Origin of the sequence: Listeria cossartiae subsp. cossartiae (assembly GCF_014224155.1) — a bacterium.
GTDB lineage: Bacteria > Bacillota > Bacilli > Lactobacillales > Listeriaceae > Listeria > Listeria cossartiae.
The window spans coordinates 218,696-242,395 of the sequence record NZ_JAASUI010000001.1; the positions used below are offsets into that span (position 1 = coordinate 218,696).

Here is a 23,700-nt window from a genome sequence, read left to right on the forward strand (position 1 = left end):
GATAGGAGCGAAATATGTATTTAAAAGAAGTAAGATTATACAGCGATGAAGATGTTAGCAATATACCTTTTTCAGAAACATTTCACATACAGGCAGAAGCAATCACAGATTTATTCTCCAGCTTATTAGGCAAGATTCGCACTGAAAACGTTAGTGTTATTAATATTAATTGTGCGATAAAAGAAAATATGGAAAATCCAATGATAATCTCTACATTTCTAGATGTTTTTATCGAATATGATGTGTCGGAATTCAATAAATTAAATGAATTTGAGAAAGAACAACAACTTGTAAGATTACTGCAAAATGGCTTAGAGAAAGCAACGGGAATTTTGGCGTTAGATAAAAGGATTTTTGAACAGGTATTTAAGGCGATGGAGGAACGAAACTTTAAAAATCATTTTATTTGGAAGAAGCCTAAATCTAGTCCAGATAGAAAGCTCAGAGCCTATGTGGAAATTAATTGGGGAATTGAAAAGACGGAGGCATATATACTCATTGAAGATAGAAAAAAACAAGTTAAGCTAAAAGAAAAAATGGTTTTAAAGCACCCAGGGCGTATGGGGTTAGACATATTGGGAGAACTTACGTGGTTAAATAATGATACAGTAGAATTGAGGCATAAGTATATTAAGAATGAAGTGCATACATTTTCTATTTCAGCTAATGAAGGATATATGGTGGAAGCCTATAGGGGAAAAACTTATTGAAATAGTGGAAGATGGTTTGAGTCAGATGAAGTATGATTAAGAAATCGAAAAGAATACGTCAACTAGAAAAGAGGGAGTCTAAATTATAGAAAACAGCATTTTCACACTAGAAAATCAGGAAGAAATAAAAACTAGTTACAACGATGAAATGTCAGATGATGACCTACGAAATATGATTGCAAATAAAAGCCAACCTATTCATTTACTGTTAGAATTTGGCATTTTTGATAGAGAAGATTTGAACGAGAAGTTTCCAGATAGTGAAATGAAGGAGATTTCTTATGAAGGTAAGAAGCTGTTATTAATTCAGAATATCCAAACAGATAATCTGCAAATCGATGAAGTTCTATTTGTTTTCAGACTTTTAGGTAACTCGAACTTTCTTGTGTATATTATATCTGGGCATAAACTAGACAGAATTTTGCACTACTTACAGAAAGACACTCTTTTTAAAAGAAATAAGGTAGTGGGGAAAATGAAGTTAAGTTTAGGCAAGGACGAGTTCTTGGTCATGTCGGATTATGATGGAAGTTCGGTTATAATCATAAGTAAACAACTAGATCATTAAATATAGAAAAAGAAGTTTCGTTTTTTCTAGTGGTAAAACAATATTAGAGGCGGGAAAATGATTGCTTATGAAAAAAATAGATAATGAATTGTTTTTAAGAAAAAATCAATTAGAAGGAACGATGTATGTAAAATTTAAATATAGTTCCGCCAAAAAAGGTTTTTGGGATGAAGATTCGTATTATGTTAATAGCGATATTTTTGAATATTTACTTGATGATTTTGAAAAGAGTAAAGAGGATTTCAGCATGTTTGGCGAGAATCATTTTAGTTTTGAGGAAGTAGATAATTTAATAAATAAGCTGAAAGAGCGAGATAAGGTAGCAATTTCGGATAGTATGGCAGAAAAAGATGCGGGTATTCGGTCGTTGTCCATCTTGGTTCGCAGCATAGAATCATGGCTAGAAAGAGCAATCGAGCTAGGCGTTAGCGTAATTATATTGGGTGTCTAACAACTTACTACAAACCTCAATGAGTTAGGAGAAAGACAATGACGAATAAAGAACACAAATCTTGGAAATATTTCAAATTAGGCGTAATTTTTTTGCTAATAGTTACAGTAATAGCATATTATTTGTTGGAATCATCATGGGCTAAATCCATTATAGAAGTTAGTGTGGGGTTAATTCTGCTTGCAAATATTTTTATGTTATCTGATTTAATTGGCAAAATGAAATTAAAGAAAAGAATCCAAGAGTCACTTGAAATCACCTGTATTATTATGTTTGTAAGTATTTTAATTAGTTCATTTTTTTTATATTGAAGTTGAGGAGAAATTAATTATGCCTGATATATTAATCATACTGTTAATAGTAAATATACTAGTTTTAATCTATTTTCTATTTTTTTCAGATAATATCCCTAAAAAATACAAAAATACATATATAATAACCGTTTTTATAGTTGTGTTCATAACTTTTGGATTTTATGAGTATTATACGATTAAGGAACTGTTTAATTAGGTAATTTGGAATGCTTTTCTAGAAAAGTATTTTTAGCAAGATTAGTGAAAGACCAAATAACTATGGTTTAGAGAAGATTTGGTAGATATTGTTAATGATGCTGACTAGAAAAAACTGCAGAAAAGGGGATATTTAATTGGAGAAGGTAGAGCTGAAAAAGAAACCGTATGCAAGCTTTAATGAACAATTTACTGGGATGTTTAGCCTGGAAAATTGGTTACCCCATAACGTATTTAATCGTAAATTCAACAATTTCTACGTATATGATATGGATTATTTTGATGAAGAAATTGGTTGGAAATGGATTTTAGAAAATCTGGCTGATGGTAATGACCAGCATTTGTTTTTTACTACTGTTCCTGAAAACAATATGGACTATACGGTAGCTGAAATCCCTATTTCGCTTGAGCCAAAGAAAATCATCGAACAGATTGATATACTGGAAAATGAATCTAAGGATGTGAAAAATACGTTCTTTTTAATGTTTGAGGAGGCGTGTTTATTTTCTAACGCAGGTAATTGGGGCTTATATTTTGTTAGAGAATTTAATTTCGTTATTTTAGCCACGGAGGAAACATTTGTAAAATCTGACTCATTCCTAAATTTAGAAAGTATGACAGTTGAACAGTTTACCGAACATTTTCAAGATTGGTCAGCGTGGACTGAAAAAGGTAATCGAAAATATTTAAAAACGTTTAACAAAATATTTTTTTGTAAGCAAAAGGTTAGAAAAATGATCTATTTAAAAGGCATAACAACAGCGGATGCATACGATAATCGAGAGGAATGTCTGGAAGAAATTCATGAAGATATTCAAAAAATAATGAAGAGGCTTATTCTTCATTATGATATCTATCAATTTCATTTGTCCCATAAATTCGATGATTCAGCTGATAAATCAGTCCGTGTAAAGGAAACTAGATTTAGAAAGACATATGCTAATTTTTATAAGGAAAAGGAAGAGCGATTTGATGAGGGTTCTAACTATGATCAGTATCTTTTAGCAGAAAAAGATAGTGACTTTTCTAAGGATATAGATAAATTAAAACTTAGTGAAATGCCAACGAAAGACAATTTAAGAGCCGAATTGTTATCATTTTTTCCGTTAATTGTCATTTTATCAGATTCGAGTGAGTTAATAGCGTATTCGGCAGATATGTCTATATTAGAGCTGGTGTAATTAACTAGGGTAGATGACTTTTATTCTATATCAAAATCGTATTTATTCATAAGTTGTTTAACAAAAAAAGAGAGTTGAAGTGGGAAATGGATTTTATTTTAAATATTTTAATTAACATTATAACTTTTATAGGCTTCTTAGTTGGTGGACTTACGATAAAAAAAGAGGAGCGTTTTCTCGGAAAAGTAATCGCAATCTTGTCAATAGTTGGATTGTCTACAGTTGGAACAGGTTTACTTATTTCTGGTGTAGAAGAAGTACACACATATATGTACATTGTATTGCTAATTGAAGTAGGGCTACTTTTAGCGAATATATTCATGAACTATGTAAGTAAGCGAGTAAAATCAGAAGTTTTAATAGGTATATGCGTATTAGTTCTAACGGTAGTTAATTTATTTACATATGTAACTTATGTGGTTTTGACTTTTGTTCATCCGTAAGGGTTACCTAGAATAAAACATTGGAGATGAAATATGAAAAAATTAAGCTATTTTTCTGTTGGATTTGATTATGATAAAGAAAAGAATCCAGTAATGTCATTTGATAGTCAAAGTTATTGTATTTCAGAAATGTATTCAGGTGCATTTCAGCCAATGATGACAAAAGAGACTTCTTGTATTGATATAAATTGTATACCAATTGGGAAAAAGGTAGATAAATCACATCATCTCGATGATATCTATAGAGTTTATTTTGAAAATACATTTTTTGATTTAAATCAGTTTAATGATGAGACTGATTCAAGCAAGAAAAAGATTATTTTAGAATTGCTTCAAATAGGAGCTGTGCAAGCATGTTGTGATTTGAGCCTAGATAAAACTAGATTTATAGAGGCATACGAAAAAGTAAAAGAATTAAACTATCAAAATAATTACTATTATAAAAAACCAAAATCCAGTCCGAATAGAAAGCAAAAAGCACAAATTTACATTGAACATGGATTGTATAAAGCAGACATACATATTGTCATTTTTAATAAAGAAGGAAAAATAATAAAAAAAGAATTAATAATCAGTGATTCACCTAACCCAGCAGTATTTTCCCAGTATCTAGGGAGAATTAAATGGTTAGATAATAACAACCTGATTTTGGAACACAAGCAAAGAAAAGGTTTAGTGTATAAGGTTGAAGTGAATTGAAAATTGGAGTTGAATACTTATTGGCTTTTTTTAACAAAAAAGGAAGTGAACAGCATTATTTTCTTAACTAAAGTATTAGGAAGTCTTTTATGCACTTTAATCGTATTTTCTAGCGTGCTATTGCTTCGAACGGAAAAACAACTAGCGGGTAAAGTGCCCAAGCTAGTTTCAACAGCTATATCGATATTATGCATTTTAGAGCTCTGTTATTCTGCTGTTTTTTCTTTTGGTTTCTTTATCCCGTGGGAAGTGCGCGACAATGCTACGATATATCAGATGATTATATTTGTAATAGTTACTAGTATTTTTCTATACATATTTAATAAAAGTGAGAAAAGTAACATTATGATAATTTTGACGATTATTTGGTGCGCGTTGATGACTTTTTATATTGTCTTTTTGTTCAATCATTTTTTTCTATTAGTTCAAAGTACGGAGAAAGCAGCGTTTATGAATATAATGATAAGTCTACTTTGTGTTTTAGTAGCATTATTTTCGAGTTACACATTAATAGTTTATCGAGATTTTAATGACGATTTGAAGACAAGGTGGAAGGAGAATTTTGTTTATGTGATTTGTGCAGGAATTATATTTTGTGGACTTTCTCTTTCATATGCTTTATTTGTAGTCTGGAATGAAGCATTCAGTAACAATTTATTATTAGCGCTAACCTTGCTGAGCTTAGTAGTTACCATAGCATTGTGGATTTTATGTTATCTGAAAAAAAGTTGCAAAATGATTGTTATTTCGATGGTATGGGGTATATTATTGTGCTGCTATATCATTTATTTGTTCACGATAGCTTTTATATTATAAAAATCAGCATACACAGAAAAGAGGGCGGTTATGATAAACTTAGAATGGGAAGAGCTAGATCGGTTGGAGATTGAGGAAAAGGTTCAAGAGGTATTAGATTATAGCTATAATACCTGGATGTCTGATAAGAAGGATATTCGTTATTTTGTGCGGGCATTTTATATTAGATGGGATATGCTGGTTGATATGTATGAAGTGGAAGATGATGAGACGGAAGGCGATAAGTTAAAAAACATGTATGATTTTGGCATTAGCAAGCTGGGAAATATTACAGAGGTTGACTGGATAATGGGTTATTGCATGGAAATTAATCCAATCTTTTTTGAGGTAAATGATAATTATTTGGAGCTTGAAGCGAAAGGAAAGGAAATGCTTCGTAATGTAGCAATAAATAACCGGGATGATGTCTTTTTAACTTCTTTTGGTTTACCTGAAAAAGAATCTTTGAAATGGAAAAGAGCAAACAGAGAGCAACTTATTCAGTACGGGGAAGATAATTTTAGCTATGACTCGGAGTTTTCGAGCTATTTTAAACATATTATAAATTGTAGATTGGATGAAGAGTTGGAAAAAGAAAGCATTTTGAAAAAAATTGTGCGCAGATGGAAGCGACAGTGAGAATCCATTTGGAGGTGTGATTATATGCTTAAAGAAATGAAAAAAATTCTTGATGAAATTAAAACTATTACCCAGCAAAAACCGTTTGATTATGAAACGGCAGAGGGTTTGATAGCTGAGTTGAATCTTGAAGCGGCGCCACTAGAATTGGAGAAAATCTTACTAGCTAGTATAAATAATGACGATGAGAATGCTCGAATATTTGCCTATGAGTATTTATATTATTTTGATAGCGAAGCGGTTTTTCAAGCAGCGCTGATAGGGACAACGGATGACAATGATTTAGTTCAAATATGTGCTATAGAAATCTTAGGAAACTTAGCTAAAATAGAAAGTCTTACTTATTTAGAGAAAGCTTTGAAAGAAAATGACCCGAGTGTACGGTGTTTTGCGGCTGAATCAATTGGCTTTGTGGGAACTGATGACGCGAAGATACTACTGGAAAAGCAGTTAGATAAAGAAACGGACTCTTTTGCAAAAGTGGGAATTTATTCTTCACTGTATTTTCTTGGCGAAGAAGCAATGCTTTCTAATATCATTGCTTTGCTAGACGATAGCTATCATTTGACGGTAATAAGGAGCTTGAGTGTTTTAGAGGATTGTATCGACCAAGCTAATAAAGAAATTATACTATTAAGTATTGAAAATCTTTTAAAGCGGGATATTCCAATTTCAGTCAAGGAAAAAGCAGAAATTGTTTTGGAGAAGATTAAAAGAGAATAAAGCTGAGGGGAAGATAGATTTTATGCCTGATTTAACTTTAATCCCAAAAGGAGGTTATTCTTACCGTGATATTCTTGAAAATGATAATCTCGCTTGAATTTTTAGCAATAAATACTTTATGCCTTATCATCTTTGATAAATATAAAGGGAAGAAAAATAAGTTACTCAAATGTATGCCTTACATATTTACGGTAGTAGGTGCCATCATTTTGTCTACATTTGTTTTCTTTACAGGATAATTTAGGAGGAAGGCAATGCTTACGTTTTTGTTGAGTGTAATAGCGGTTTACACACTTACGATAGTGATAATTTTTATTGTTTTATGCTCCAAACGGGTTACTTATAATAGCAAAAAGATTATATACTTCTTATGTATTTTATATTTTATTTGCTTGATTCTTTTTGTAGCCGCATTGGTAAAAGATTTCTTGTTCGTGGCTTAAAATCAAATAAAAAAGAGGTTTATACAAATGACATACGAAGAATTCACAGAATTAGCTCAAAGCTTTTTAAAGAAAGATGAGGAAGCCCAACCGTTAACGCACGGTGAAAAATTAATCGTCGCACAATATATTTATGAAGATTACGTGCCGATGGATGGTTTTTTATTAACGTACTTTAATGTTAATGCAGAAATGTTGGATCTTTTAATAGAGGCATATACGAAACTGGGTGATAAAGCCAATCTAGAGTTAGTCCAAGCATTTGCTACATGGGCTAAAAAAATTAATCGTTTAGATGATTATTCTACGGTTATTTCTAAGTTAAGTGATGAAGATTGGGAGTTTTTAGATAATATTTCAGATAAATACCCATTAGGTGAAGAAGCTTCTTATTCCAATATTTTACTTGAAGAATAAAATACCAAAAGAAGGCAAATCTTGTCTTCTTTTTTTATCTATTATCCGAACATGTCGATTTTGTGTATAGAGCAAATTTTGGTAATGACTGGAATGCCAATGTTTTATAAGAATAAAATCCAGTTTGTAAATTTTTTGGAAAATTAAATATAAATCCTTTCAAAAATCACGTTGATTTCGGGCTTTTTGTATGGTATTTTATAAAAGACTTAAAATGAAAGTTTCACAATACATCTAGAGAAACGGAGGAAACATAATGAAACAAAAAAGCGGTTGGAAATCTATTGCTGGTTTTGTAATTGGTCTTTTTATTGTAGGGATCATCATGGCGCTATTTAAGTAAATATTAGGGGGGAACATTATCAAAACTTACCAAGAACGACACCGGACTAATATAGGCGCAATGATTTTAGCGCTTGTCATTTTATTAATTGGAGTCATGTTGATATTTGTTACTTTTAAAGTAAATGCAATGCCTACAACACCTACAGACATGGGGAGTTATCTCGATGTAACAGACTCAGTAAAACAACTTATAGTAATGGGGATTGGCGTTTGTGCAGCACTATTTTTCATCGGAGGGATTTTACTTACAATCCGTGTGAAAAGTACCGTTTATGCTCGAGCTTTCCAATTACATGAAAATGGGATTGAATCCTTGTTTAAAGGGAAATCAGAAGGGGTTATTCCTTTCGAAAATATAGAAGAAATTCAAATGTTACGCGTTCCAGGGCTAAAGCTAGTGAACAATGTGCTTTACCGCGCGGAAAATACAAATAACTGGATTTATATCCCAGCAAGAGTGGGCGAATCCGGGGAACTTCTAGAAAATTTCCTGACAAAAGTCGCACCAAAACTAATTGCTACTAATGAGAAGGCGCTTAATGAAAAAAATCAGCTATCATTTAATTTCTTAGCTCCTAGTGATTATAGAGCTTTTTACCAGAAATTAGATAAAAAGCTAACAAATAATCCATTAAATACACCAAAATCAGCGCAACTAGATCAATTAATAGTTGCTAATGATAAAAAAATTCTCGTTACTCAAGAAGGTGTTTCCTTAGATGGAACGATGCTTAACTGGGAAGAGTTAATGGTAGAAATCCATTATGATAAACACGATACAATCATTAAAAATGCGCAAAGAAATCACGAATTTGACTTCATTTGTGTACTTGCAACCGAGAAATTAGGCAAAGTTCAACTACCAGGTAACGCTATTTCTAATCAACAAGTATTTTTAGATATTTTAAAGAAAAAAGCTGCCTCTTTTACTTCACTTCAAAATTAATTTATAAAAAGGACCTAATCCAATTTCAATGGATTAGGTCCTTTTTTTATAAATACTTCTCTAAAATCTCCATATTTTGCGGACGATCTTTACTTTCCAATACAGAAATATCATGCACAATGCTATCTAGCTTTATTTGCTCCATTTCAAGTTCCAGTTTTTTCTGTAGCAAATCGTATTTACTCGTAAGAACTTGCTGGATATTAGCACCAACAACGCAATCAGGGTTGGTTTTTGGGTCAACATGGATTATATTCGTGTTGCCCTCGATGCTCTTATAAACATCAAGTAGCGAAATCTCTTCTGGCGGTCTGGCAAGAATGGGATTCGCTTTACCAGTTTGCGTAGTGATTAAATCCGCCTTTTTTAAATTGCTCATAATTCTTCTAATATTAGCAGGATTTGTTTTTACACTACCAGCAATAATTTCACTCGATAATAAATTCGTATTTTTGAAAATCTCTATATAAGCCAAAATATGGATAGCGTCACTAAATTGGATGGAGTATTTCATTTTTTTCAATCCTTTCAAGTTTTCTTCTTGACTTATCTTATCACAATGTTTATTATAAAGGTGTAAATTATAAATGTACAGCATAAAATTTTGAAGGAGTGGTTTAAATGACTTATTTAGTAACAGGCGCAACAGGTGGACTTGGAGGATATGCTTTAAATTATTTGAAAGAGCTAGTTCCAGCATCTGAAATTTATGCTTTAGTTCGTAGTGAAGAAAAAGGCGCGGATTTAAAAGCGGCTGGATTTAATATCCGAATTGGCGATTATAGTGATGCAGAAGCAATGAAACAAGCATTCGCAGGCATCGACCGCGTATTATTTGTATCGGGTGCTCCTGGAAATCGTCAAGTAGAGCACGAAAATGTGGTAAATGCAGCAAAAGAAGCGGGCGTTTCTTACATTGCTTACACAAGTTTCGCGGGCGCAGATAAATCGACAAGCGCATTAGCAGAAGATCATTTCTTTACCGAAAAAGTAATTGAAAAATCGGGAATCGATCACACTTTCTTACGCAACAACTGGTATTTTGAAAATGAAATGCCAATGATTGGCGGCGCTTTGAATGCTGGAAAATTTGTTTATGCAGCTGGAAACGGTAAAGTTGGCTGGGCGCTCAAACGTGAATATGCAGAAGTAGCGGCAAAGGCTGTTGCGGGCGCAGACTTCCCAGAGATTTTAGAACTATCTGGCCCACTGATGACGTATGCTGAGCTTACAGAAGTATTAAAAGAAGCTACCGGAAAAGATTTCGATGTTATCGCTTCTGATGATAAAGGCTTCGTGGAAAATCTAGTTTCCATTGGCATGCCACAACCAGTCGCAGAAATGTTTTTATCGTTCCAACATGATATTAAGAACGACCAATTAGATGTTACTTCTGATGATTTTGAAAATGCACTAGGAAAACCATTAACGAATCGCGTGGATGCGCTTCGGGAATTGTTGAAATAATAATGAAACAGCCTACCTTGATTGAGGTGGGCTTTTTTTATGTCTGAAAAACCCGGTACTATTTATAAGACATTTTAACCATTAACTAAAAAGAGGACTATAATTCTATATGCTCTTTGGTTCCTAACTAAAAAAACTTATGTGAATCATTGAGCTATTTTTGCGGGGAGTAAGGATTTTTTTATCTTTGGAAAAGGAGTGGTTTTGTGAGTAAGAAAGTTGTTGGTTTTGGGGATGTATATGAGTTGGGATTTCAGCCTTTGAATGATAAGGAACGATGGAAAATGGAGGAGAGTTTTAAACGGCAGATTGGTATGGAAGTAAGTTCTGATGGAAAATTTGTGGTTATTTCTGACACTGGAAATAGGTATGCGAAGTTAAAACCAATAGAAAACAATGGGCTTACTTATGAAGAGCAAGAATATGTGAAAGAAACGCTTCATACAGCAGATTTGAAAAGTAAATCTACGGCTGTTTTGTTGTCGCTGTTTTTTGGTGGACTTGGAATTGGGCATTTTTATACAGGAAATTGGATTTATGGACTTATTATTTTAATCGGAAGTGTGAGTTTATTCTTTTTATTAGGTTTTTTATGGATACCGATTCTCTTAGTTTTAACTTTTATCGACTGTTTTGTCGTTGCTTCGGAAGTTACTTCGGCAAATGAAAAAATCAAACGACAACTTATTAGCCAGATTAAATTGCAGAAATTAACCAATAGAGCATGAAAGAAACGGGAAAGAAGGAAAACAAGTGAAAAAATTAGTGGATTGGTTCAAAGGATTATCAAAAACATGGAAAATTGTAGTGATTATCGGCGCGGTGCTTGTCGTCATATTAGCGGTAACTACTAGTGACGATGAGGGCGAGCAAGCAAGCGAGAAAGCAAATAGCTCGAAGACATCAAAACAGGTGAGCAAGCCGAAACCACAACTTTCGGCCGAAGATTTAGCGTTGATTAAATTTGATTTAGTAGAATTTGAAGGTCGGGAACTTTCCGCGGAAAACATTTTAAAAGATACGATTAAGGGAGAAATTTGGTCGGATTTGGACTTTGCGAATGATAATATTAATCAAATGATGGGCACGATGAAAGGATATCAGCAAGAAATTTTAAATATAGATGCGCTTAAAAGAAGTTCGGAAGCCTCGACAGATACACAGACATTTAAGCAGGTTTTTACAGAGTGGAGCGATTTCAAAATACAACGAATACAAGTGACGTTAGATTTGCTAAATGGGAAAAAAGATAGTGAAGCTGCATTTAAAAAAAGATATCCTAATCAAATCATCTTTAAAAAGATGCGCACGGATAAATTACAAACAGCCTTGAATAACTTGAAAGTAGGCTACCAATTATTGGATAGTCAAAAATAAACAAAAAGCCATCTGACTTAGGATGGCTTTTTGTTTATTTAGAAGGGAAATGAGCAATCATCTTCTCCAAAAACGCTTTCTGCCAAGCGTGATCTTGCGCAGTGCCATGCAGATTAGTACTAAGTGTCAGCTCACCCCGGAAAGTCGTAGCCGCGACTTGGAAAAACGGAGCATATTTTAAAGAACCGCAAATGAAGCAATCTGTTAAAGTACTTCCTTCAAAAACGAGTTTTTCGTCGTCAATAATTCCGATATTTGTGAAACTAGTTTTCGGAATAGAATACATTTTTTCAGAAGCTTTTTTGGCAACAGAATAGCTTTTTTTCTTAAAAATAAATTCTAATAAGTAATAAATTCGTAAGGGAGCTAGGCTGTTTTTTTGCGGGTTAAGCGATTTTTTGACAGCTTGAAGTGTACTTTCAAATGAGGTTAGGTCGTCCGTCGCGTTAATTTGGCAAGTAATATTGGCGGTTAGGTTGGTGATGCCGCGGCTTGCTTTATTTGGTAAATATTTGCGGAGGTCCACTGGACAATCAATCGACATCTCATTTTGCTGCGTTGTTTGCTGAATAGTGCGCACCATAGCAGCGAAAAAAACATCATTTACGGTCGCTTCGTGCGCTTTTGCATATTGGATGATAGATGAAAAATCTGTTTTTGGCAGCTTCGTCCAAATGACTTTCGGGTTTTTCGGGTCACCTTTTAGTGGGAAAGGTGGATTATGGACGGCGTTTTGCTTCCTTTTTTCACTGAAAATCGACTTTATTTCTGTGCGCGAAAATTGCTCGAAAACTTGATTCAAACTCCGCGAACCCAAGCTCCAATCCGCCTGATAATCCGGATTTTCCAACAGTTCTGAATAAATTCCACTCAGCAAATAAAGATATTCCTTGAAACCAGCGCCATCCGCTAACATATGATTCATAATAATAACCAGCTGGTCTGCGGTTTCCGTCCGAACAATAGTCAAACAAATTTGCGGACCATTTTCCGTAGACAATTTCCTAACGAGCGCTTGGTCCACTTCGATTTCTGGTTCGGCTGTTTCCACAAGAAAAACTAAATCCTCCGCAGAAAAAACACTTTCTTGCCAAAAAGCACCTTTTTTCGTTTCTTTAAAATGGCAAAGAAGCAGCGGCAATTTCTCAGTAGACTGCATGACCGCTTCTTTTAAAACTGCTATATTTAAGTGATTATCAAATGTCAGCACAGTATGCAAATGATGATCATTTTTCATTTTTTCTCCAGAAATATAATGCTTCACATCGGAAGGTTCAGCGCGATATTTTGTTATTTTTACCATGGGAATTCCTTCTTTCTTAGGCTTAAATCGTTGTTTATAGTTTCCCTGAAAGCAGAATTGCGAAACTAGTTGCTAATTCTATTTTTATTACGTATACTGAGATTATGAAAGTTACTATTTTTAGGAGGATCTTAACATGACAAACGAAACATTAACTACTAAGTTGCTAGGAACGCTTCCATACACACAAGAAAAAGGAACAATGACAGATGCTCTAATCCCTCTGGATGGTAAAGAAACGACAATCAACTTTATTATTTGGGAAGGACTTACATCAGAAAAAGATTTTCAAGATATCGTCGCTTTGACTGATCAAATTCCAGAACTTTATCTAAAAGCGAAAAAAACTATTTTAGAGCAATTTGCAGAGAATGATACGATTACTATTTATTTTGATTTTCATTCAGACGAATTGCCAGCTGAGGTTTTAGCGGTAACAGGAATGGATACTATTGAAAATGTAACGAACGAAATTTTAGTAGATAAATTAGTGCTGGCGGGAGTTTCATTTTCACCTGGTTCCAACAGTGAAATCGAGCTAACTTTCGACTTTAAACTATTACCAGAAGACAGTGACGAACTTTTAGTTGTTCGTTTTGATAAAAATGGTGCAATTACTGATTTATCCCACGAAAGTTAATAAAAAAGGAGCAACCCGGTTCGCGCAGAACCAGGTTGCCCCTTTTTATTTATACATACTCTCAATAACTGGTTTTAACTTATCGATAACAAGTCCGCTACCGCCGCGACCTTTAACGTTTTCGATCATTCCGACCATGAGGTAATTCGGATTGTCGGCATCGAAGGCGTAAACAAAGCCGTTTTCAAGGCCATCTTCGCCTTGTTTTTCTTTTAGTTCGGCGGTTCCTGTTTTAGCTGCGATGTTGTGACCTTGGATTTGCAAGGCATGGGCTGTGCCGGCTGGGTCGGAAACTGTTTTGACTAAAGCCGCTTTGACTTGGTTGGCAGATGCGGCTTCGGTTGCTTGTGTGGACTCGCCAGCTTTTTCTTTTGTATCTAATTTTGGATAAGGCATTTTTCCGTCGTTGGCAATGGCAGAATAGGCGATTGCTTGTTGGATTGGCGACATGAGTAGCTGGCCTTGACCGTATGCTGTATCAGCTAGCAAGATTTCCGAATTTAGCCCATCATTCGAAATTTGCGCTGGTTTCATTGTGAATGGAAGGTTGTATTCTTTATCAAAATCGAATTTTTTCAACCCGGCTGTTAGTTTATCTTTGCCGATTTCGAGTCCTTCTTGCGCAAAATAAATGTTATCCGAGTGCACGAGCGCATCCGTCATATTTACTTTTGGCACATCATGGACACGGGTTACGAAATAGTTGCCCCATGAAGCATCTTTTTGCCATTTTAAGCCAGAAATTTCACGGACTTTATCGGGTTTTGTCACTCCTGTATCAAGCCCAATCGTTGCAGTAATTGTTTTAAAAGTAGAGCCCGGAGCATAGCGATTTGCGTATCTTGCTAGGAAAGGCAGGCGTTTATCGTCATTGTATTTCGCATAATCTTCGGAAGTAATTCCGAGCACCATTTGATTAGCGTCATAAGAAGGCGTGCTCACTAATGCCAGCAGTTCGCCATTGGTCGGATTAATCATTGTCACGGCGCCAGTTTCGGAACCAAGGCTATCAAATGCCTTCTTCTGAATCGCGGCATCGATCGTTAGTTTAATTTCTTCGCCGTCTTTTTTATCTATTTTTTGCAAAGTGTCTTCTTGTTTCGTTTGGTCATTGATGATTTTGATGGCGCCACCGTTTTTGCCGCGCAGTTGTTTGTCGTAGTAGCGTTCTAAACCACTTTTACCAATCACATCACCGACACTGAGTTTAGGATTTTTCTCAATATCTTCGGCGCTAACTTCACCAACATAACCGATCAAATGCGACGTTGCTTCATTTAATGGATAGGTACGCATTTCTTTTTGCGCGTAAGTAAGGCCAGCTGCTTCGGGCAAATTCTCTTTCTTTAAAGTAACCAAAGGAACAAAACTATCCGCTTGAACCCATTTTTGCTCGAGTTGTTTGTTAATATACTCTGTCGAAATATCCAGTTTTTTGCTAATATCAGCAATGTTTTTCACTTTTTCATCGCCTTCACCAAGCTTCGACGGCACAACACCAGCTTCGGCAAATTGGCCAGTTGTTGCGAGCGGATTACCATTTCTATCAACGATTTGACCGCGTTCTGCGTCGTCTTCCGTGATGCGGACTTTATCCGTTTTTACCATTCCCGGGAAAATAAGCGCTGGTTTCCAGTCGATTTTCCAGTCATCGTCTTGTTTAGAAATCGTGGTTTTATATTTTTGCGTAGCGAGTTTGCCAAGGCTAGTCCGCATTTCAAGTTCATAAGTTAAATTGAATTTGTTCGCTGAGTCATCATAGACAGACTTGAGGTTTTTGACTTTAATATCTTTTGCGCCAATCCCGTCGTAAACAGCTTGATACTTAGCTTCCATTTCTTTCGTTGTAAATTCGACTTTTTTCAAAGATTCTTTTGAAACGCTATTTCCAAGCTTGTCGTACTTTTCTTTAGCGATATTTGATGTAAAAGTTTCTGCGGCTGCTAAAGCATTTTTTTCATCTTTATGTTGATTTTGTATGAAAAAATAAATGGCAATACCTGCGAGGATGACAACAGCGGCAATACTTCCAATCAAAATTGCCTTCTTGTTATTCCTCTTTTTTTCACCATAATTAGCCATAATACACCCCTTAATTTCATGTTTTATTCAATTAATTATACCAAACACTTGGAAAAAAGCTGGAAAAATTAAAGAAAACTTTAGCTTTGCCCGACACATTTTTTTCTAACTCACGTCATAATTTGTTCTTATTTGCTTGGTAAAGTAGTGGTAACGAAAGGATGATGTTGGATGGAAGAGATGGAACAGCCAGAAAAGAAACTCATTATTCGTGGGAAAGGCATCCACAATAAATGGAAGTGGAGCACGATTATTGTTAGTATTCTTTCTGTCATTATTATTAGCGTTTTAAGTTATCAACTATACTCAGTTAGTCAAAATACCCCGGAAAATAATACGGGAACGATGCAAGGCCCTGATGGAAGTGGGGGACCAAGTGGAACGCCGCCGTCCGGTCAACCAGGTCAAGCCCCGGGCAGTTCAGATGATAGTTCTGATTCTGGAACTAGTGACAGTAGTACAAGCAGTGACGGGACCCTTTAATAGCTATAAAAGCCCTCTAAAACCTAGATTTTTAGAGGGTTTTTCCCAATCTTTAAAAAATCTTATGGAATTATCGCTCTCTTTTTTTGTCATTTTATTGTAATATGGAGGTAAGTTACAATAAATGAGGTGTGTAAAATGGCAAGACATGCACGAAAAAGAAAAGCGCGTAAAGGGAGAATTTTTGTTACTATTCTTGTGGCCCTATTAATTTTAGTTGGTGTAGTTGCAGTTATCGGTTATTTCCAATATCAATCTAGCTTAAAAGAAGCGCAAACAGAAAGTAAATTAAAAGATTATGAATTTAATGGTGTCAAAGCTGTTGGCGATGAGATTAATGTGTTACTTATCGGCAGTGATTCACGCGGAGAAGACCAAGGGCGCTCAGATAGCTTGATGATTGCTCATTATAATACGAAAACCAATACGCCAAAACTAGTGTCCATCATGCGTGATACATATGTGGACATCCCGGGACATGGCAAAAACAAAATCAATGCAGCATATTCCTACGGCGGACCAGAACTTGTACGCCAAACGATTAAAGAAAACTTTGGTGTAGACGTGCAATATTACGTAGTAGCCAATTTCGAAGGCTTCCCTAAGATCGTTGATACGCTAGCACCAGAAGGAATCAAAATTAACGCCGAAAAAGACATGTCGAAAAACATCGACGCAAATATTAAAAAAGGTGAGCAAGTAATGGATGGTAAAACACTTTTACAATATGCTCGCTTCCGTAAAGATGCAGAAGGTGACTTCGGGCGAATTCGCCGTCAGCAACAAGTGTTAGAAGCCTTGAAAGAACAAGCGATTGACGTTGGCGATGTAGCAAAAATTCCAGATGTCATCGGCAAACTACAAGGTTATTCTTCCACTAATATCCCGACAGGCACGCTGATGTCTATTGGCGCAGATTTCTTACTAGGAAAAACCGAAACAATGGAGAAATTCGCTATCCCAGTAGAAGGGAAATGGCATAATGAACGAATCGACGGCGCAGGAGCAGTCCTTCGTTTAGATGATGTAGCCGCAAACGCGCAAGCTTTACAAGACTTTTTGAAATAAAAAATAAACACGGAAATCCTCGTTACTGGATTTCCGTGTTTTTATATTAAAATTTGTCGTTATCCCACCATTTTGCAAAAGTGTTTGGGCATACTTTTTTTATAGAATCTTCGTCGTCTTCGTTCCACTCAAAATCAATTTGTGGCATTGTTACTTCCTCAAATTCAATTCTACTCGATGCTTCAATCTGAGCATCGTCAAAGTCTTTATCTAGTTTGTCCTCGAAAACATCCATCACTAAGTAAGCTACCTCTTCAGCTTCAGGATATTCATCATCTGTTAACAAATCGAATTCATTACACAGTGTATCGGCATTTTCCATAGCGGACATGAATACAGCCTTACCTCTCGTTAGTAACCAATAACGGAAATAGTCAAATCCATCATCGCCACAGCCACCTAATACTACGTAAGCAACAGCCCAGAGTGACTGATTGTAAGATTTTTTGTGAAAGTAGTTCCACCAATAATCATAACCAAAAAGTTCATCTTCACTCAACTTTTCTAGTAATTCTTCTAATTTGCTGCCTTTTTCAGAGCTATCAATAATTCCCCAAAACTGATCTTGGGTTAATAAAGATGATACTTTTTTCATTCAATTTTCCTCCGTTTGAAAGATAGATTTTTTATGGGTTTAGTATATCATATTAGAAAATACTAGCAAAGTGATCATTTGTTTCAGACAGAATATTGTCACAAAATATTGACAAATCTTGTTTTAAATTTCTTTTTTCGCGTCACATAGCTTATAATGAATACATATTTTAAAAAGGGGTGAGACGCTTCATGAAGGACAAAACAAAGAAAAGAAAATGGAACTGGGCGCAGATTTTAGCAATTTTTGTATTAGTAACGCTTGTAGTTTCGATGGTTTATGCAACGGTTAATTTAATTACAGCGCCATCTGGCAACGTTCCAGAAGGACAACAAACAAAAGGCGACTACTCACTGATGCTTATGCAATGTGTACTTGGGGTGGTAGTACTATTCTTACCATCTATCATTAGTAAAAAAATGAAATTCGTGATTCCGAATGCGATGTATATTGTTTTTATCGTTTTCTTATATTGTGCGATTTATCTTGGTGAAGTACGTAGTTTCTATTATTTAATTCCTAACTGGGATACGATTTTACATACGTTTAGTGGGGCGATGCTTGGGGGACTTGGTTTCTCGATTGTGAGCTTACTGAATAATGATGAACGTGTTACACTTTCGATGAGCCCAGTTTTCGTGGCGTTATTTGCTTGTAGTTTTGCCGTATTCTTAGGTGTTTTCTGGGAGTTCTATGAATTTGCAGCCGACAGTTTTGGAATGAATATGCAAAAAACAATGCTAGAAGATGGCACAATGCTTCAAGGTCATGCAGCGGTTGCTGATACAATGGGCGATCTGTTCGTCGATTTCCTCGGCGCATTCGTCATCTCCATTGTCGGTTACTTCTCCATTCGTAAAAATAAAAAATGGATGAAGAACTTCGAATTTAAAAAAGTAGAAGAAGAAGCGAAATAAAAAAGACTGCCAACAAAGTGAGAAATCATTTTGCTGGCATTTTTTTTAGATAATTTTTCTTTCTCTATCAATAAACATCATTAAAAAGGCGATAAATTGCAGAAGTGCACAAATCAGAATAGCGTATTGAGCGAACAGCTGAATAAAGAAATTACCAACGACCGCACCAATAATAAAACTAACAATAACCGAAAAATACAAAAAGCTATTGTGCAGATATTGTTTTTCCTTGTACTCAAAATAATCACATAAATTTTGCGTAGCACTCCGTAAATTCCCGATACACATCGTCGTCGCAATCCCTCTACCATGCATTTTCCGGAAACTTTCCACTTGGATCCCACAGACAAAAGAAATCAGCGAATTGGCAATAAGATTTTTATCAAGTGGAATAAATGCAACTCCGACCAAAATCACCACTTCTATCAAAACAGAAAGCTGGCGCCAGTGTAGCCGCCGAATAGCACGCCGGTGAATCAGTTCAGACAGCGCAATCCCAACGGTAAAAGAAACAACCGGCCAAAAATATTGCACAGCCGTAGCCCAATTTCCTTCCGAAATATTAATCCCAAATAAAAGTATATTCCCAGTTTGTGCATTAGCGAATACTTGTCCTCGTTCAATATAAGAGTAAGCATCCATAAACCCGCCAGCCAGAGCGAGCAAAAGCCCCAACCCAATTGATTCTGAAATTTGCCTAGTTCTTGCCATATTTTGTCATCCTTTTTTTCTTATTTATTAACCATCTGTTCGCGCAATGCCCTAATTAACGCATTGATCTGCTCGATATTTTGTAACATTTTTTTCTCGAAATGATGGATAGGCAAAAATACACCTAATTCATCAGCGTTTTCAGCGGTTTCTTGCCCGTAAAAAATTCTGCTAGAAGGAATAAGTTCTTGTATTTGTAAGAAAGTTTTCCAAATAACCGCATAAGCTTGCGATTCAGACATTCCAAATTGCAAAGTGCTTGGAAGAGAGTAGAGCACGAGAATACCTCTTTTTTTATTTATTTTTTTAGTAGATATCGTGAAATCTGGTTCGTAGGAATGCACCGTATCCTCGTCATCAACTAAATAAATCGCCGCTTCGGAGTTAGCAAGATCAGCCTGAAATATTTCTTGAAACTTTTCTTGCTCCCGATTAGGAATTTCTGCAATAAAATGCCCTTGCGCATCTGTTAAAAACAAAGGGTTATCTGCTGTTAATTTTTTTGGAATAAGAAAAGCTTGCCGGAGAAGCTCAAATAAAGTTCTACCGCAAACGCCTAATAATAGCGCGCTAACATCACTTTGCTGATAAGAGGATAAAATAATTTTGGCGAAAAGAGCATCATCTTTCTCAAAGCCACGCGCCTCTTGAAAGCTCTCTAAATTATCAAGAAATACATCTTTGAACCGCCTGCAAGCTGTTGAATTAGCCAATATCTGCTCGAAAAGGGTAGCTACATTTTGCTCTCTAGGAAAAATAGTCGTCATTTTCAAGTCTCCTTTATTTTTTTATGTTAATATTATCTCATATTTACCAAGAAAAGATAAAAATATTACACGATAAAAAACGCCTATGAATAATTTCGTAGGCGTTTTTCTCTGTTTATTTATTTAATTTAGCAATAACTTGCTGAACAAGCCCCATCTCATCCGAACTCATCACTTTTTCATCCAAACCATTACTATAAACCTGAGCTTCATAAATTTTAGTCAATCGCGAGAAGTCAGCTGTTTTTAAATCCGCATCAACTCTCACTGCAAAATGACGTAAAGTTTCACTTGATTCGCGCACATAACCATAAGAAGCGAGCGACTTCAATAGCTTATGATACGTTTTGCCAAATGCTGGTTTGTTTTTCAGGGAACGAAGCAATAAATAACTGCGGATTCTGCGTCTGAATAATACGGCCAACACAAGTAATGCTGTAACTAATCCAGCGGGAATCCACCAAAACCAAGCAGGGATTTTGAAATTAGAGGCCGCTGCATCTGCTTTAGGTTCTTCTTTCTTCGTTGCTTCCCCAGTGGAGCTACTGCCGTTATCTTGTTCTGGTGTTTTCTCTGGTGTGTTTGGAGTTTCTGGCGTACTTGTGCTATCGTTCGGCGTTTCCGGTTTATTGGCAGTTTCGGTTGTTGGTTCTTGGAAGTCTTCTGGGTTGGAGAACGTTGCTGTTGGCTCAAATGGAACCCATCCAGTACCTGGGAAAAATACTTCCGGCCAAGAATGCGCATTATTATTTGTTATCGTGTAAGTGGATTTCGCATCATTTTCTTTTTTCTCGCCCTCGCCAGGTGTGTAACCCTTGGCCCATCTTGCTGGAATCCCGAGCGAACGAAGCATTACTACCATCGAAGTAGAAAAATTATCACAATAACCAATCCGCGTTTCAAATAAAAATTGGTCGACGTAATCGGCTCCCCTAGGCGTTTCTTTCGCATCATCTGTGCTATAAGTAAATGTACCTGAAGAACTTAGATAGCTTTCAATTGCTTTTGTTTTATCATAAATGGAATCAGCGTCTTTGGTTACTTTATTGGCCAGTTTTGCAACCCGGTCTGGTAACTCACTTGGCGTTTGCGTATATTTTGAAACAAAGGTACTAGATAATGTACTAAAATCAGCGCTCTGCATCTTTTCAATATTGTAAACAGGCGTTTTTAATTGGACCGTGTAATTTTTGATGGTATCCACAGGTCCAACTCTTTCTATCGTTAAATTGGCACTAAATGAATCGACTGCGCCGTTAACTGTTTGCGTTCCATATGGATAAGGCATGTAATCACTAGAAGAAGCAAAACTAATTTCAGCCGTATTTGTAGGGCCGGTTGTTTGCTCTGTAAGTTGAATCGGAAACGTATCACCAGAGGAAAATGATACTACATCGCCTGAGTTTGCATTTGCCCAGCCGGTTCCAGTGTAGGTAGTTTTCGATTCCACGCGCCAGTAGTGGCCTTTATCCGTACGTGCGGTAAATACAGTGCCGTTATCCTTTTTAAGTGCGCCACCAAGCGTTGTGTCGTCTTCACTATAACCAACCGTACGCGTAGTATTAATCCCAAGCGCATTTTTTATCGTCGGTACAGGATCAGGAAAAATGGGCGCCTTTTTCGGAAGCATTAACGAACTAAAAACAAATACCGCCAGCAACATAATCACAAAAATATGGTAAAGTAGCCCATTTCGTTTCAAGGAATCTGCACTTATTCGATTAGGTGCTGCAATTCGGCTAGCCAGCGCAAGATGCAGAAGTAAAAATCCTTCCAATACGGTCCGAACAATCGCCCAATTACTATTATAATCTGTAAAAGTATTAATAACGGCTAAATAGGCAACTGTTAAAACTAACACACTCATAATCCGCTGTTTGCGCAAAATACTATACGTAGTAATATAACTCAAAAGCCACAATGCAATTAAAAAGACGATTAAAATAAAGTCCATAGAAATATCAGAAGAGCGGAACTGCACCATATCTCTAAAACCATTAAAGGTAATTTGGAAAAACGAACTAAACCAATCCGCGGACAGAATGCCATCTTTAGCGTAATAAATTCCAGAAACGACGAAAATCATTACGATATGAAGAGGAATGGTCCAGTAATATTTTAAACGAAGAAAAAAGCTGCCGAGCGAAAGGCTTATAAATAAAATAATCCAATTGGCTGTTGGAAGTTCTGTTAGCTCGGCAAATGGATAAATCCACTCCGAGATGAGTAAAACCGATAGAATGAATAGCATGACGAGCGATACATATCTTTTCATTTAGTTTCACGCTCCCGTCTGCTTAGAAGGCTCGCTGGCTCAAGGAAAATCGCAGGAGCATCCGTCGATTTGGAATGCTCTGACTGGAATGTAATAATTTGAAGCTGTTTATTATCCGTTAAACGGGTCACTTTTTGCAGTAACATCGTATCCATACACGGTGTAAATAAAAGGATTTTCTCTCCAGCGTGCAAATTGTTATCAAGCGATTCTTGTAGCATTAAACTATCTGCCGGTGCGATTTCGGCAAAAGCAGTTGAGATTTCTTGAAGTCTATTGGTGCCTTTCGCTGGAGCAAATTTACTCGTTTGATCGCCAAGCAAAGTAACACGGATTTCTCCATTATCTTCGGAGATTTTGCGGATGAATGAGTAGGCAGCCCGAAGTGATAATTCAAAATTGGGATGACTCGCGCCGTAAAAAATGACGGATAACCGTGATGTGGCACTATTTTCAAATTCTCGGGTCATCAACTGGTCACTTTTAGCAGAAGATTTCCAGTCAATCAGGGAAATTCGGTCGCCAGAAGAAAATTCGCGTAAACTGTGCAGATTGCTGTTTTTCTTGAGGGTCCAATAAGCTGCATTACGTTCGTTTTCCGGAGAAACTTCACTGATTTTTTCTAATACATCAGGGAAATAAGTCGGATAAATAGTGAGCGTTTTTTCGGTCGACAATTGGCGTGAACGTTCCAGCAAACCGAATGCATCACTCGTTTCCACATCTAGCGGCGGGAATGAATGTATCCCACGAACACCAGCAAATCCAGCAAGCGTCACAGTAAAATTCTTTTTGAAAAGCGGATAGACTACTTGTTGGCGGGCGCTCACTTTACCGAAACTAGCCGGGATTTTTTGTTGGAATAGCAAATAACCCACTGGATAACGCGATTTTCGAGTAAATGATACTTGCATATCGACTAAATCGCCATCATGGTAGGTCGTTTTAACAAAATTTCGATTTGCTTTCCACGCTTTGAGTGGATAAATCGAGGATAAAAATAATAGTAACAAGATAAAACTAAAGAAATAGGTTAAAAACCAGCTAGCTGTATCACCTTGAAATAGCGTATAAGCCCAAAGTCCAGCGTAAATAATTAGCATAATAATCCACCGAGATGCTAACAGGAGGCGTTTTTTTAACATT

Annotated in this window: 26 protein-coding genes; 18 read left to right on the forward strand and 8 right to left on the reverse strand. The window is 36.0% G+C overall.

Annotated features, from left to right (window positions below; genetic code table 11):
* Positions 1 to 14 precede the first annotated feature (14 nt).
* The 11 genes from HCJ30_RS01070 (at position 15) to HCJ30_RS01125 (ending at position 8,869) form a co-directional block, all read left to right on the forward strand.
* A complete protein-coding gene (locus tag HCJ30_RS01070; protein ID WP_185390623.1) occupies positions 15 to 710 on the forward strand; it encodes a hypothetical protein in 696 nt (231 codons plus the stop codon).
* A 148-nt stretch (positions 711 to 858) separates the two neighbouring features.
* Entirely contained in the window at positions 859 to 1,278 is a 420-nt protein-coding gene (locus HCJ30_RS01075; RefSeq protein ID WP_260444406.1) for a hypothetical protein, read from the forward strand.
* Positions 1,279 to 1,345: 67 nt separating this feature from the next.
* A complete protein-coding gene (locus HCJ30_RS01080) occupies positions 1,346 to 1,729 on the forward strand; it encodes a hypothetical protein (protein WP_185390624.1) in 384 nt (127 codons plus the stop codon).
* A gap of 38 nt (positions 1,730 to 1,767) precedes the next feature.
* A complete protein-coding gene (locus HCJ30_RS01085; RefSeq protein ID WP_185390625.1) occupies positions 1,768 to 2,040 on the forward strand; it encodes a hypothetical protein in 273 nt (90 codons plus the stop codon).
* Between the two features lie 335 nt (positions 2,041 to 2,375).
* The gene (locus tag HCJ30_RS14255; protein ID WP_260444407.1) at positions 2,376 to 3,419 is read left to right on the forward strand and encodes a hypothetical protein; all 1,044 of its coding nucleotides are present in this window, start codon (positions 2,376 to 2,378) and stop codon (positions 3,417 to 3,419) included.
* An 86-nt stretch (positions 3,420 to 3,505) separates the two neighbouring features.
* Entirely contained in the window at positions 3,506 to 3,862 is a 357-nt protein-coding gene (locus HCJ30_RS01100; RefSeq protein ID WP_185390626.1) for a hypothetical protein, read from the forward strand.
* A 33-nt stretch (positions 3,863 to 3,895) separates the two neighbouring features.
* A complete protein-coding gene (locus HCJ30_RS01105) occupies positions 3,896 to 4,561 on the forward strand; it encodes a hypothetical protein (protein WP_185390627.1) in 666 nt (221 codons plus the stop codon).
* An 846-nt stretch (positions 4,562 to 5,407) separates the two neighbouring features.
* Positions 5,408 to 5,995, forward strand: coding sequence for a hypothetical protein (locus tag HCJ30_RS01110; RefSeq protein ID WP_185390628.1), 588 nt, complete (start codon positions 5,408 to 5,410; stop codon positions 5,993 to 5,995).
* A 24-nt stretch (positions 5,996 to 6,019) separates the two neighbouring features.
* Positions 6,020 to 6,718, forward strand: a complete 699-nt coding sequence (locus HCJ30_RS01115; protein ID WP_185390629.1) for a HEAT repeat domain-containing protein — start codon at positions 6,020 to 6,022, stop codon at positions 6,716 to 6,718.
* A gap of 470 nt (positions 6,719 to 7,188) precedes the next feature.
* The gene (locus tag HCJ30_RS01120; RefSeq protein ID WP_185390630.1) at positions 7,189 to 7,578 is read left to right on the forward strand and encodes a DMP19 family protein; all 390 of its coding nucleotides are present in this window, start codon (positions 7,189 to 7,191) and stop codon (positions 7,576 to 7,578) included.
* 439 nt (positions 7,579 to 8,017) lie between these two features.
* Positions 8,018 to 8,869 carry a hypothetical protein gene (locus HCJ30_RS01125; RefSeq protein ID WP_260444408.1) on the forward strand — a complete coding sequence of 284 codons (852 nt, stop codon included), beginning with the start codon at positions 8,018 to 8,020 and terminating at the stop codon, positions 8,867 to 8,869.
* Between the two features lie 46 nt (positions 8,870 to 8,915).
* Here the strand turns inward: HCJ30_RS01125 and HCJ30_RS01130 are convergent, their stop codons facing one another.
* Complete coding sequence (locus tag HCJ30_RS01130; RefSeq protein ID WP_512698564.1) at positions 8,916 to 9,383, reverse strand: Rrf2 family transcriptional regulator; 468 nt, start codon at positions 9,381 to 9,383, stop codon at positions 8,916 to 8,918.
* Between the two features lie 107 nt (positions 9,384 to 9,490).
* Here HCJ30_RS01130 and HCJ30_RS01135 point away from each other — a divergent pair, with 107 nt between their 5' ends.
* The 3 genes from HCJ30_RS01135 (at position 9,491) to HCJ30_RS01145 (ending at position 11,713) form a co-directional block, all read left to right on the forward strand.
* Positions 9,491 to 10,336 carry an SDR family oxidoreductase gene (locus tag HCJ30_RS01135; RefSeq protein ID WP_185390633.1) on the forward strand — a complete coding sequence of 282 codons (846 nt, stop codon included), beginning with the start codon at positions 9,491 to 9,493 and terminating at the stop codon, positions 10,334 to 10,336.
* A 206-nt stretch (positions 10,337 to 10,542) separates the two neighbouring features.
* Positions 10,543 to 11,064: a TM2 domain-containing protein gene (locus HCJ30_RS01140; RefSeq protein ID WP_185390634.1), complete on the forward strand. Its 522-nt coding sequence runs from the start codon at positions 10,543 to 10,545 to the stop codon at positions 11,062 to 11,064.
* A gap of 25 nt (positions 11,065 to 11,089) precedes the next feature.
* Positions 11,090 to 11,713 (forward strand): nuclear targeted protein LntA, encoded by a 624-nt coding sequence (locus HCJ30_RS01145; RefSeq protein WP_185390635.1) that lies wholly within the window; start codon positions 11,090 to 11,092, stop codon positions 11,711 to 11,713.
* Between the two features lie 34 nt (positions 11,714 to 11,747).
* Here HCJ30_RS01145 and HCJ30_RS01150 read toward each other — a convergent pair whose 3' ends face one another.
* Complete coding sequence (locus tag HCJ30_RS01150) at positions 11,748 to 13,016, reverse strand: condensation domain-containing protein (RefSeq protein WP_185390636.1); 1,269 nt, start codon at positions 13,014 to 13,016, stop codon at positions 11,748 to 11,750.
* A gap of 136 nt (positions 13,017 to 13,152) precedes the next feature.
* Here HCJ30_RS01150 and HCJ30_RS01155 point away from each other — a divergent pair, with 136 nt between their 5' ends.
* A complete protein-coding gene (locus HCJ30_RS01155) occupies positions 13,153 to 13,656 on the forward strand; it encodes a DUF2004 domain-containing protein (RefSeq protein ID WP_185390637.1) in 504 nt (167 codons plus the stop codon).
* A 45-nt stretch (positions 13,657 to 13,701) separates the two neighbouring features.
* Here HCJ30_RS01155 and pbp4 read toward each other — a convergent pair whose 3' ends face one another.
* The gene (gene pbp4 / locus HCJ30_RS01160) at positions 13,702 to 15,738 is read right to left on the reverse strand and encodes a penicillin-binding protein PBP4(5) (RefSeq protein WP_185390638.1); all 2,037 of its coding nucleotides are present in this window, start codon (positions 15,736 to 15,738) and stop codon (positions 13,702 to 13,704) included.
* A gap of 171 nt (positions 15,739 to 15,909) precedes the next feature.
* On the opposite strand from pbp4, the gene HCJ30_RS01165 reads away from it, so the two are divergent.
* Both HCJ30_RS01165 and HCJ30_RS01170 read left to right on the forward strand, forming a co-directional pair.
* Positions 15,910 to 16,221 carry a hypothetical protein gene (locus HCJ30_RS01165; RefSeq protein ID WP_185390639.1) on the forward strand — a complete coding sequence of 104 codons (312 nt, stop codon included), beginning with the start codon at positions 15,910 to 15,912 and terminating at the stop codon, positions 16,219 to 16,221.
* Positions 16,222 to 16,359: 138 nt separating this feature from the next.
* Positions 16,360 to 17,289 carry an LCP family protein gene (locus HCJ30_RS01170; RefSeq protein ID WP_185390640.1) on the forward strand — a complete coding sequence of 310 codons (930 nt, stop codon included), beginning with the start codon at positions 16,360 to 16,362 and terminating at the stop codon, positions 17,287 to 17,289.
* Between the two features lie 46 nt (positions 17,290 to 17,335).
* Here HCJ30_RS01170 and HCJ30_RS01175 read toward each other — a convergent pair whose 3' ends face one another.
* Positions 17,336 to 17,884: a DUF4240 domain-containing protein gene (locus tag HCJ30_RS01175; protein ID WP_185390641.1), complete on the reverse strand. Its 549-nt coding sequence runs from the start codon at positions 17,882 to 17,884 to the stop codon at positions 17,336 to 17,338.
* Positions 17,885 to 18,075: 191 nt separating this feature from the next.
* Here HCJ30_RS01175 and HCJ30_RS01180 point away from each other — a divergent pair, with 191 nt between their 5' ends.
* The gene (locus HCJ30_RS01180; protein WP_185390642.1) at positions 18,076 to 18,801 is read left to right on the forward strand and encodes a DUF2238 domain-containing protein; all 726 of its coding nucleotides are present in this window, start codon (positions 18,076 to 18,078) and stop codon (positions 18,799 to 18,801) included.
* A gap of 45 nt (positions 18,802 to 18,846) precedes the next feature.
* Here HCJ30_RS01180 and HCJ30_RS01185 read toward each other — a convergent pair whose 3' ends face one another.
* The 4 genes from HCJ30_RS01185 to HCJ30_RS01200 all read right to left on the reverse strand — a co-directional run bounded on the left by HCJ30_RS01185 (position 18,847) and on the right by HCJ30_RS01200 (position 23,699).
* Positions 18,847 to 19,512, reverse strand: coding sequence for a YoaK family protein (locus HCJ30_RS01185; RefSeq protein ID WP_185390643.1), 666 nt, complete (start codon positions 19,510 to 19,512; stop codon positions 18,847 to 18,849).
* A 20-nt stretch (positions 19,513 to 19,532) separates the two neighbouring features.
* Complete coding sequence (locus tag HCJ30_RS01190) at positions 19,533 to 20,279, reverse strand: DUF4866 family protein (RefSeq protein ID WP_185390644.1); 747 nt, start codon at positions 20,277 to 20,279, stop codon at positions 19,533 to 19,535.
* Positions 20,280 to 20,394: 115 nt separating this feature from the next.
* Complete coding sequence (locus HCJ30_RS01195; RefSeq protein WP_185390645.1) at positions 20,395 to 22,554, reverse strand: transglutaminase TgpA family protein; 2,160 nt, start codon at positions 22,552 to 22,554, stop codon at positions 20,395 to 20,397.
* Entirely contained in the window at positions 22,551 to 23,699 is a 1,149-nt protein-coding gene (locus tag HCJ30_RS01200; protein WP_185390646.1) for a DUF58 domain-containing protein, read from the reverse strand. The genes HCJ30_RS01195 and HCJ30_RS01200 overlap by 4 nt, the downstream gene beginning before the upstream one ends.
* Position 23,700 lies beyond the last annotated feature (1 nt).

Excerpts from the sequence above, each read along its gene's own strand:
- HCJ30_RS01165 (WP_185390639.1), top strand. The coding sequence starts at position 15,910 with ATGGAAGAGATGGAACAGCCAGAAAAGAAACTCATTATTCGTGGGAAA.
- HCJ30_RS01195 (WP_185390645.1), bottom strand. The coding sequence starts at position 22,554 with ATGAAAAGATATGTATCGCTCGTCATGCTATTCATTCTATCGGTTTTA.
- HCJ30_RS01180 (WP_185390642.1), top strand. The coding sequence starts at position 18,076 with ATGAAGGACAAAACAAAGAAAAGAAAATGGAACTGGGCGCAGATTTTA.
- HCJ30_RS01135 (WP_185390633.1), top strand. The coding sequence starts at position 9,491 with ATGACTTATTTAGTAACAGGCGCAACAGGTGGACTTGGAGGATATGCT.
- HCJ30_RS01155 (WP_185390637.1), top strand. The coding sequence starts at position 13,153 with ATGACAAACGAAACATTAACTACTAAGTTGCTAGGAACGCTTCCATAC.
- HCJ30_RS01100 (WP_185390626.1), top strand. The coding sequence starts at position 3,506 with ATGGATTTTATTTTAAATATTTTAATTAACATTATAACTTTTATAGGC.
- HCJ30_RS01110 (WP_185390628.1), top strand. The coding sequence starts at position 5,408 with ATGATAAACTTAGAATGGGAAGAGCTAGATCGGTTGGAGATTGAGGAA.
- HCJ30_RS01190 (WP_185390644.1), bottom strand. The coding sequence starts at position 20,279 with ATGACGACTATTTTTCCTAGAGAGCAAAATGTAGCTACCCTTTTCGAG.
- HCJ30_RS01130 (WP_512698564.1), bottom strand. The coding sequence starts at position 9,383 with ATGAAATACTCCATCCAATTTAGTGACGCTATCCATATTTTGGCTTAT.
- HCJ30_RS01115 (WP_185390629.1), top strand. The coding sequence starts at position 6,020 with ATGCTTAAAGAAATGAAAAAAATTCTTGATGAAATTAAAACTATTACC.
- HCJ30_RS01120 (WP_185390630.1), top strand. The coding sequence starts at position 7,189 with ATGACATACGAAGAATTCACAGAATTAGCTCAAAGCTTTTTAAAGAAA.
- HCJ30_RS01075 (WP_260444406.1), top strand. The coding sequence starts at position 859 with ATGTCAGATGATGACCTACGAAATATGATTGCAAATAAAAGCCAACCT.
- HCJ30_RS01175 (WP_185390641.1), bottom strand. The coding sequence starts at position 17,884 with ATGAAAAAAGTATCATCTTTATTAACCCAAGATCAGTTTTGGGGAATT.
- HCJ30_RS01125 (WP_260444408.1), top strand. The coding sequence starts at position 8,018 with ATGTTGATATTTGTTACTTTTAAAGTAAATGCAATGCCTACAACACCT.
- HCJ30_RS01085 (WP_185390625.1), top strand. The coding sequence starts at position 1,768 with ATGACGAATAAAGAACACAAATCTTGGAAATATTTCAAATTAGGCGTA.
- HCJ30_RS01105 (WP_185390627.1), top strand. The coding sequence starts at position 3,896 with ATGAAAAAATTAAGCTATTTTTCTGTTGGATTTGATTATGATAAAGAA.
- HCJ30_RS01150 (WP_185390636.1), bottom strand. The coding sequence starts at position 13,016 with ATGGTAAAAATAACAAAATATCGCGCTGAACCTTCCGATGTGAAGCAT.
- HCJ30_RS01080 (WP_185390624.1), top strand. The coding sequence starts at position 1,346 with ATGAAAAAAATAGATAATGAATTGTTTTTAAGAAAAAATCAATTAGAA.
- HCJ30_RS01070 (WP_185390623.1), top strand. The coding sequence starts at position 15 with ATGTATTTAAAAGAAGTAAGATTATACAGCGATGAAGATGTTAGCAAT.
- HCJ30_RS01170 (WP_185390640.1), top strand. The coding sequence starts at position 16,360 with ATGGCAAGACATGCACGAAAAAGAAAAGCGCGTAAAGGGAGAATTTTT.
- HCJ30_RS01200 (WP_185390646.1), bottom strand. The coding sequence starts at position 23,699 with ATGTTAAAAAAACGCCTCCTGTTAGCATCTCGGTGGATTATTATGCTA.
- pbp4 (WP_185390638.1), bottom strand. The coding sequence starts at position 15,738 with ATGGCTAATTATGGTGAAAAAAAGAGGAATAACAAGAAGGCAATTTTG.
- HCJ30_RS01185 (WP_185390643.1), bottom strand. The coding sequence starts at position 19,512 with ATGGCAAGAACTAGGCAAATTTCAGAATCAATTGGGTTGGGGCTTTTG.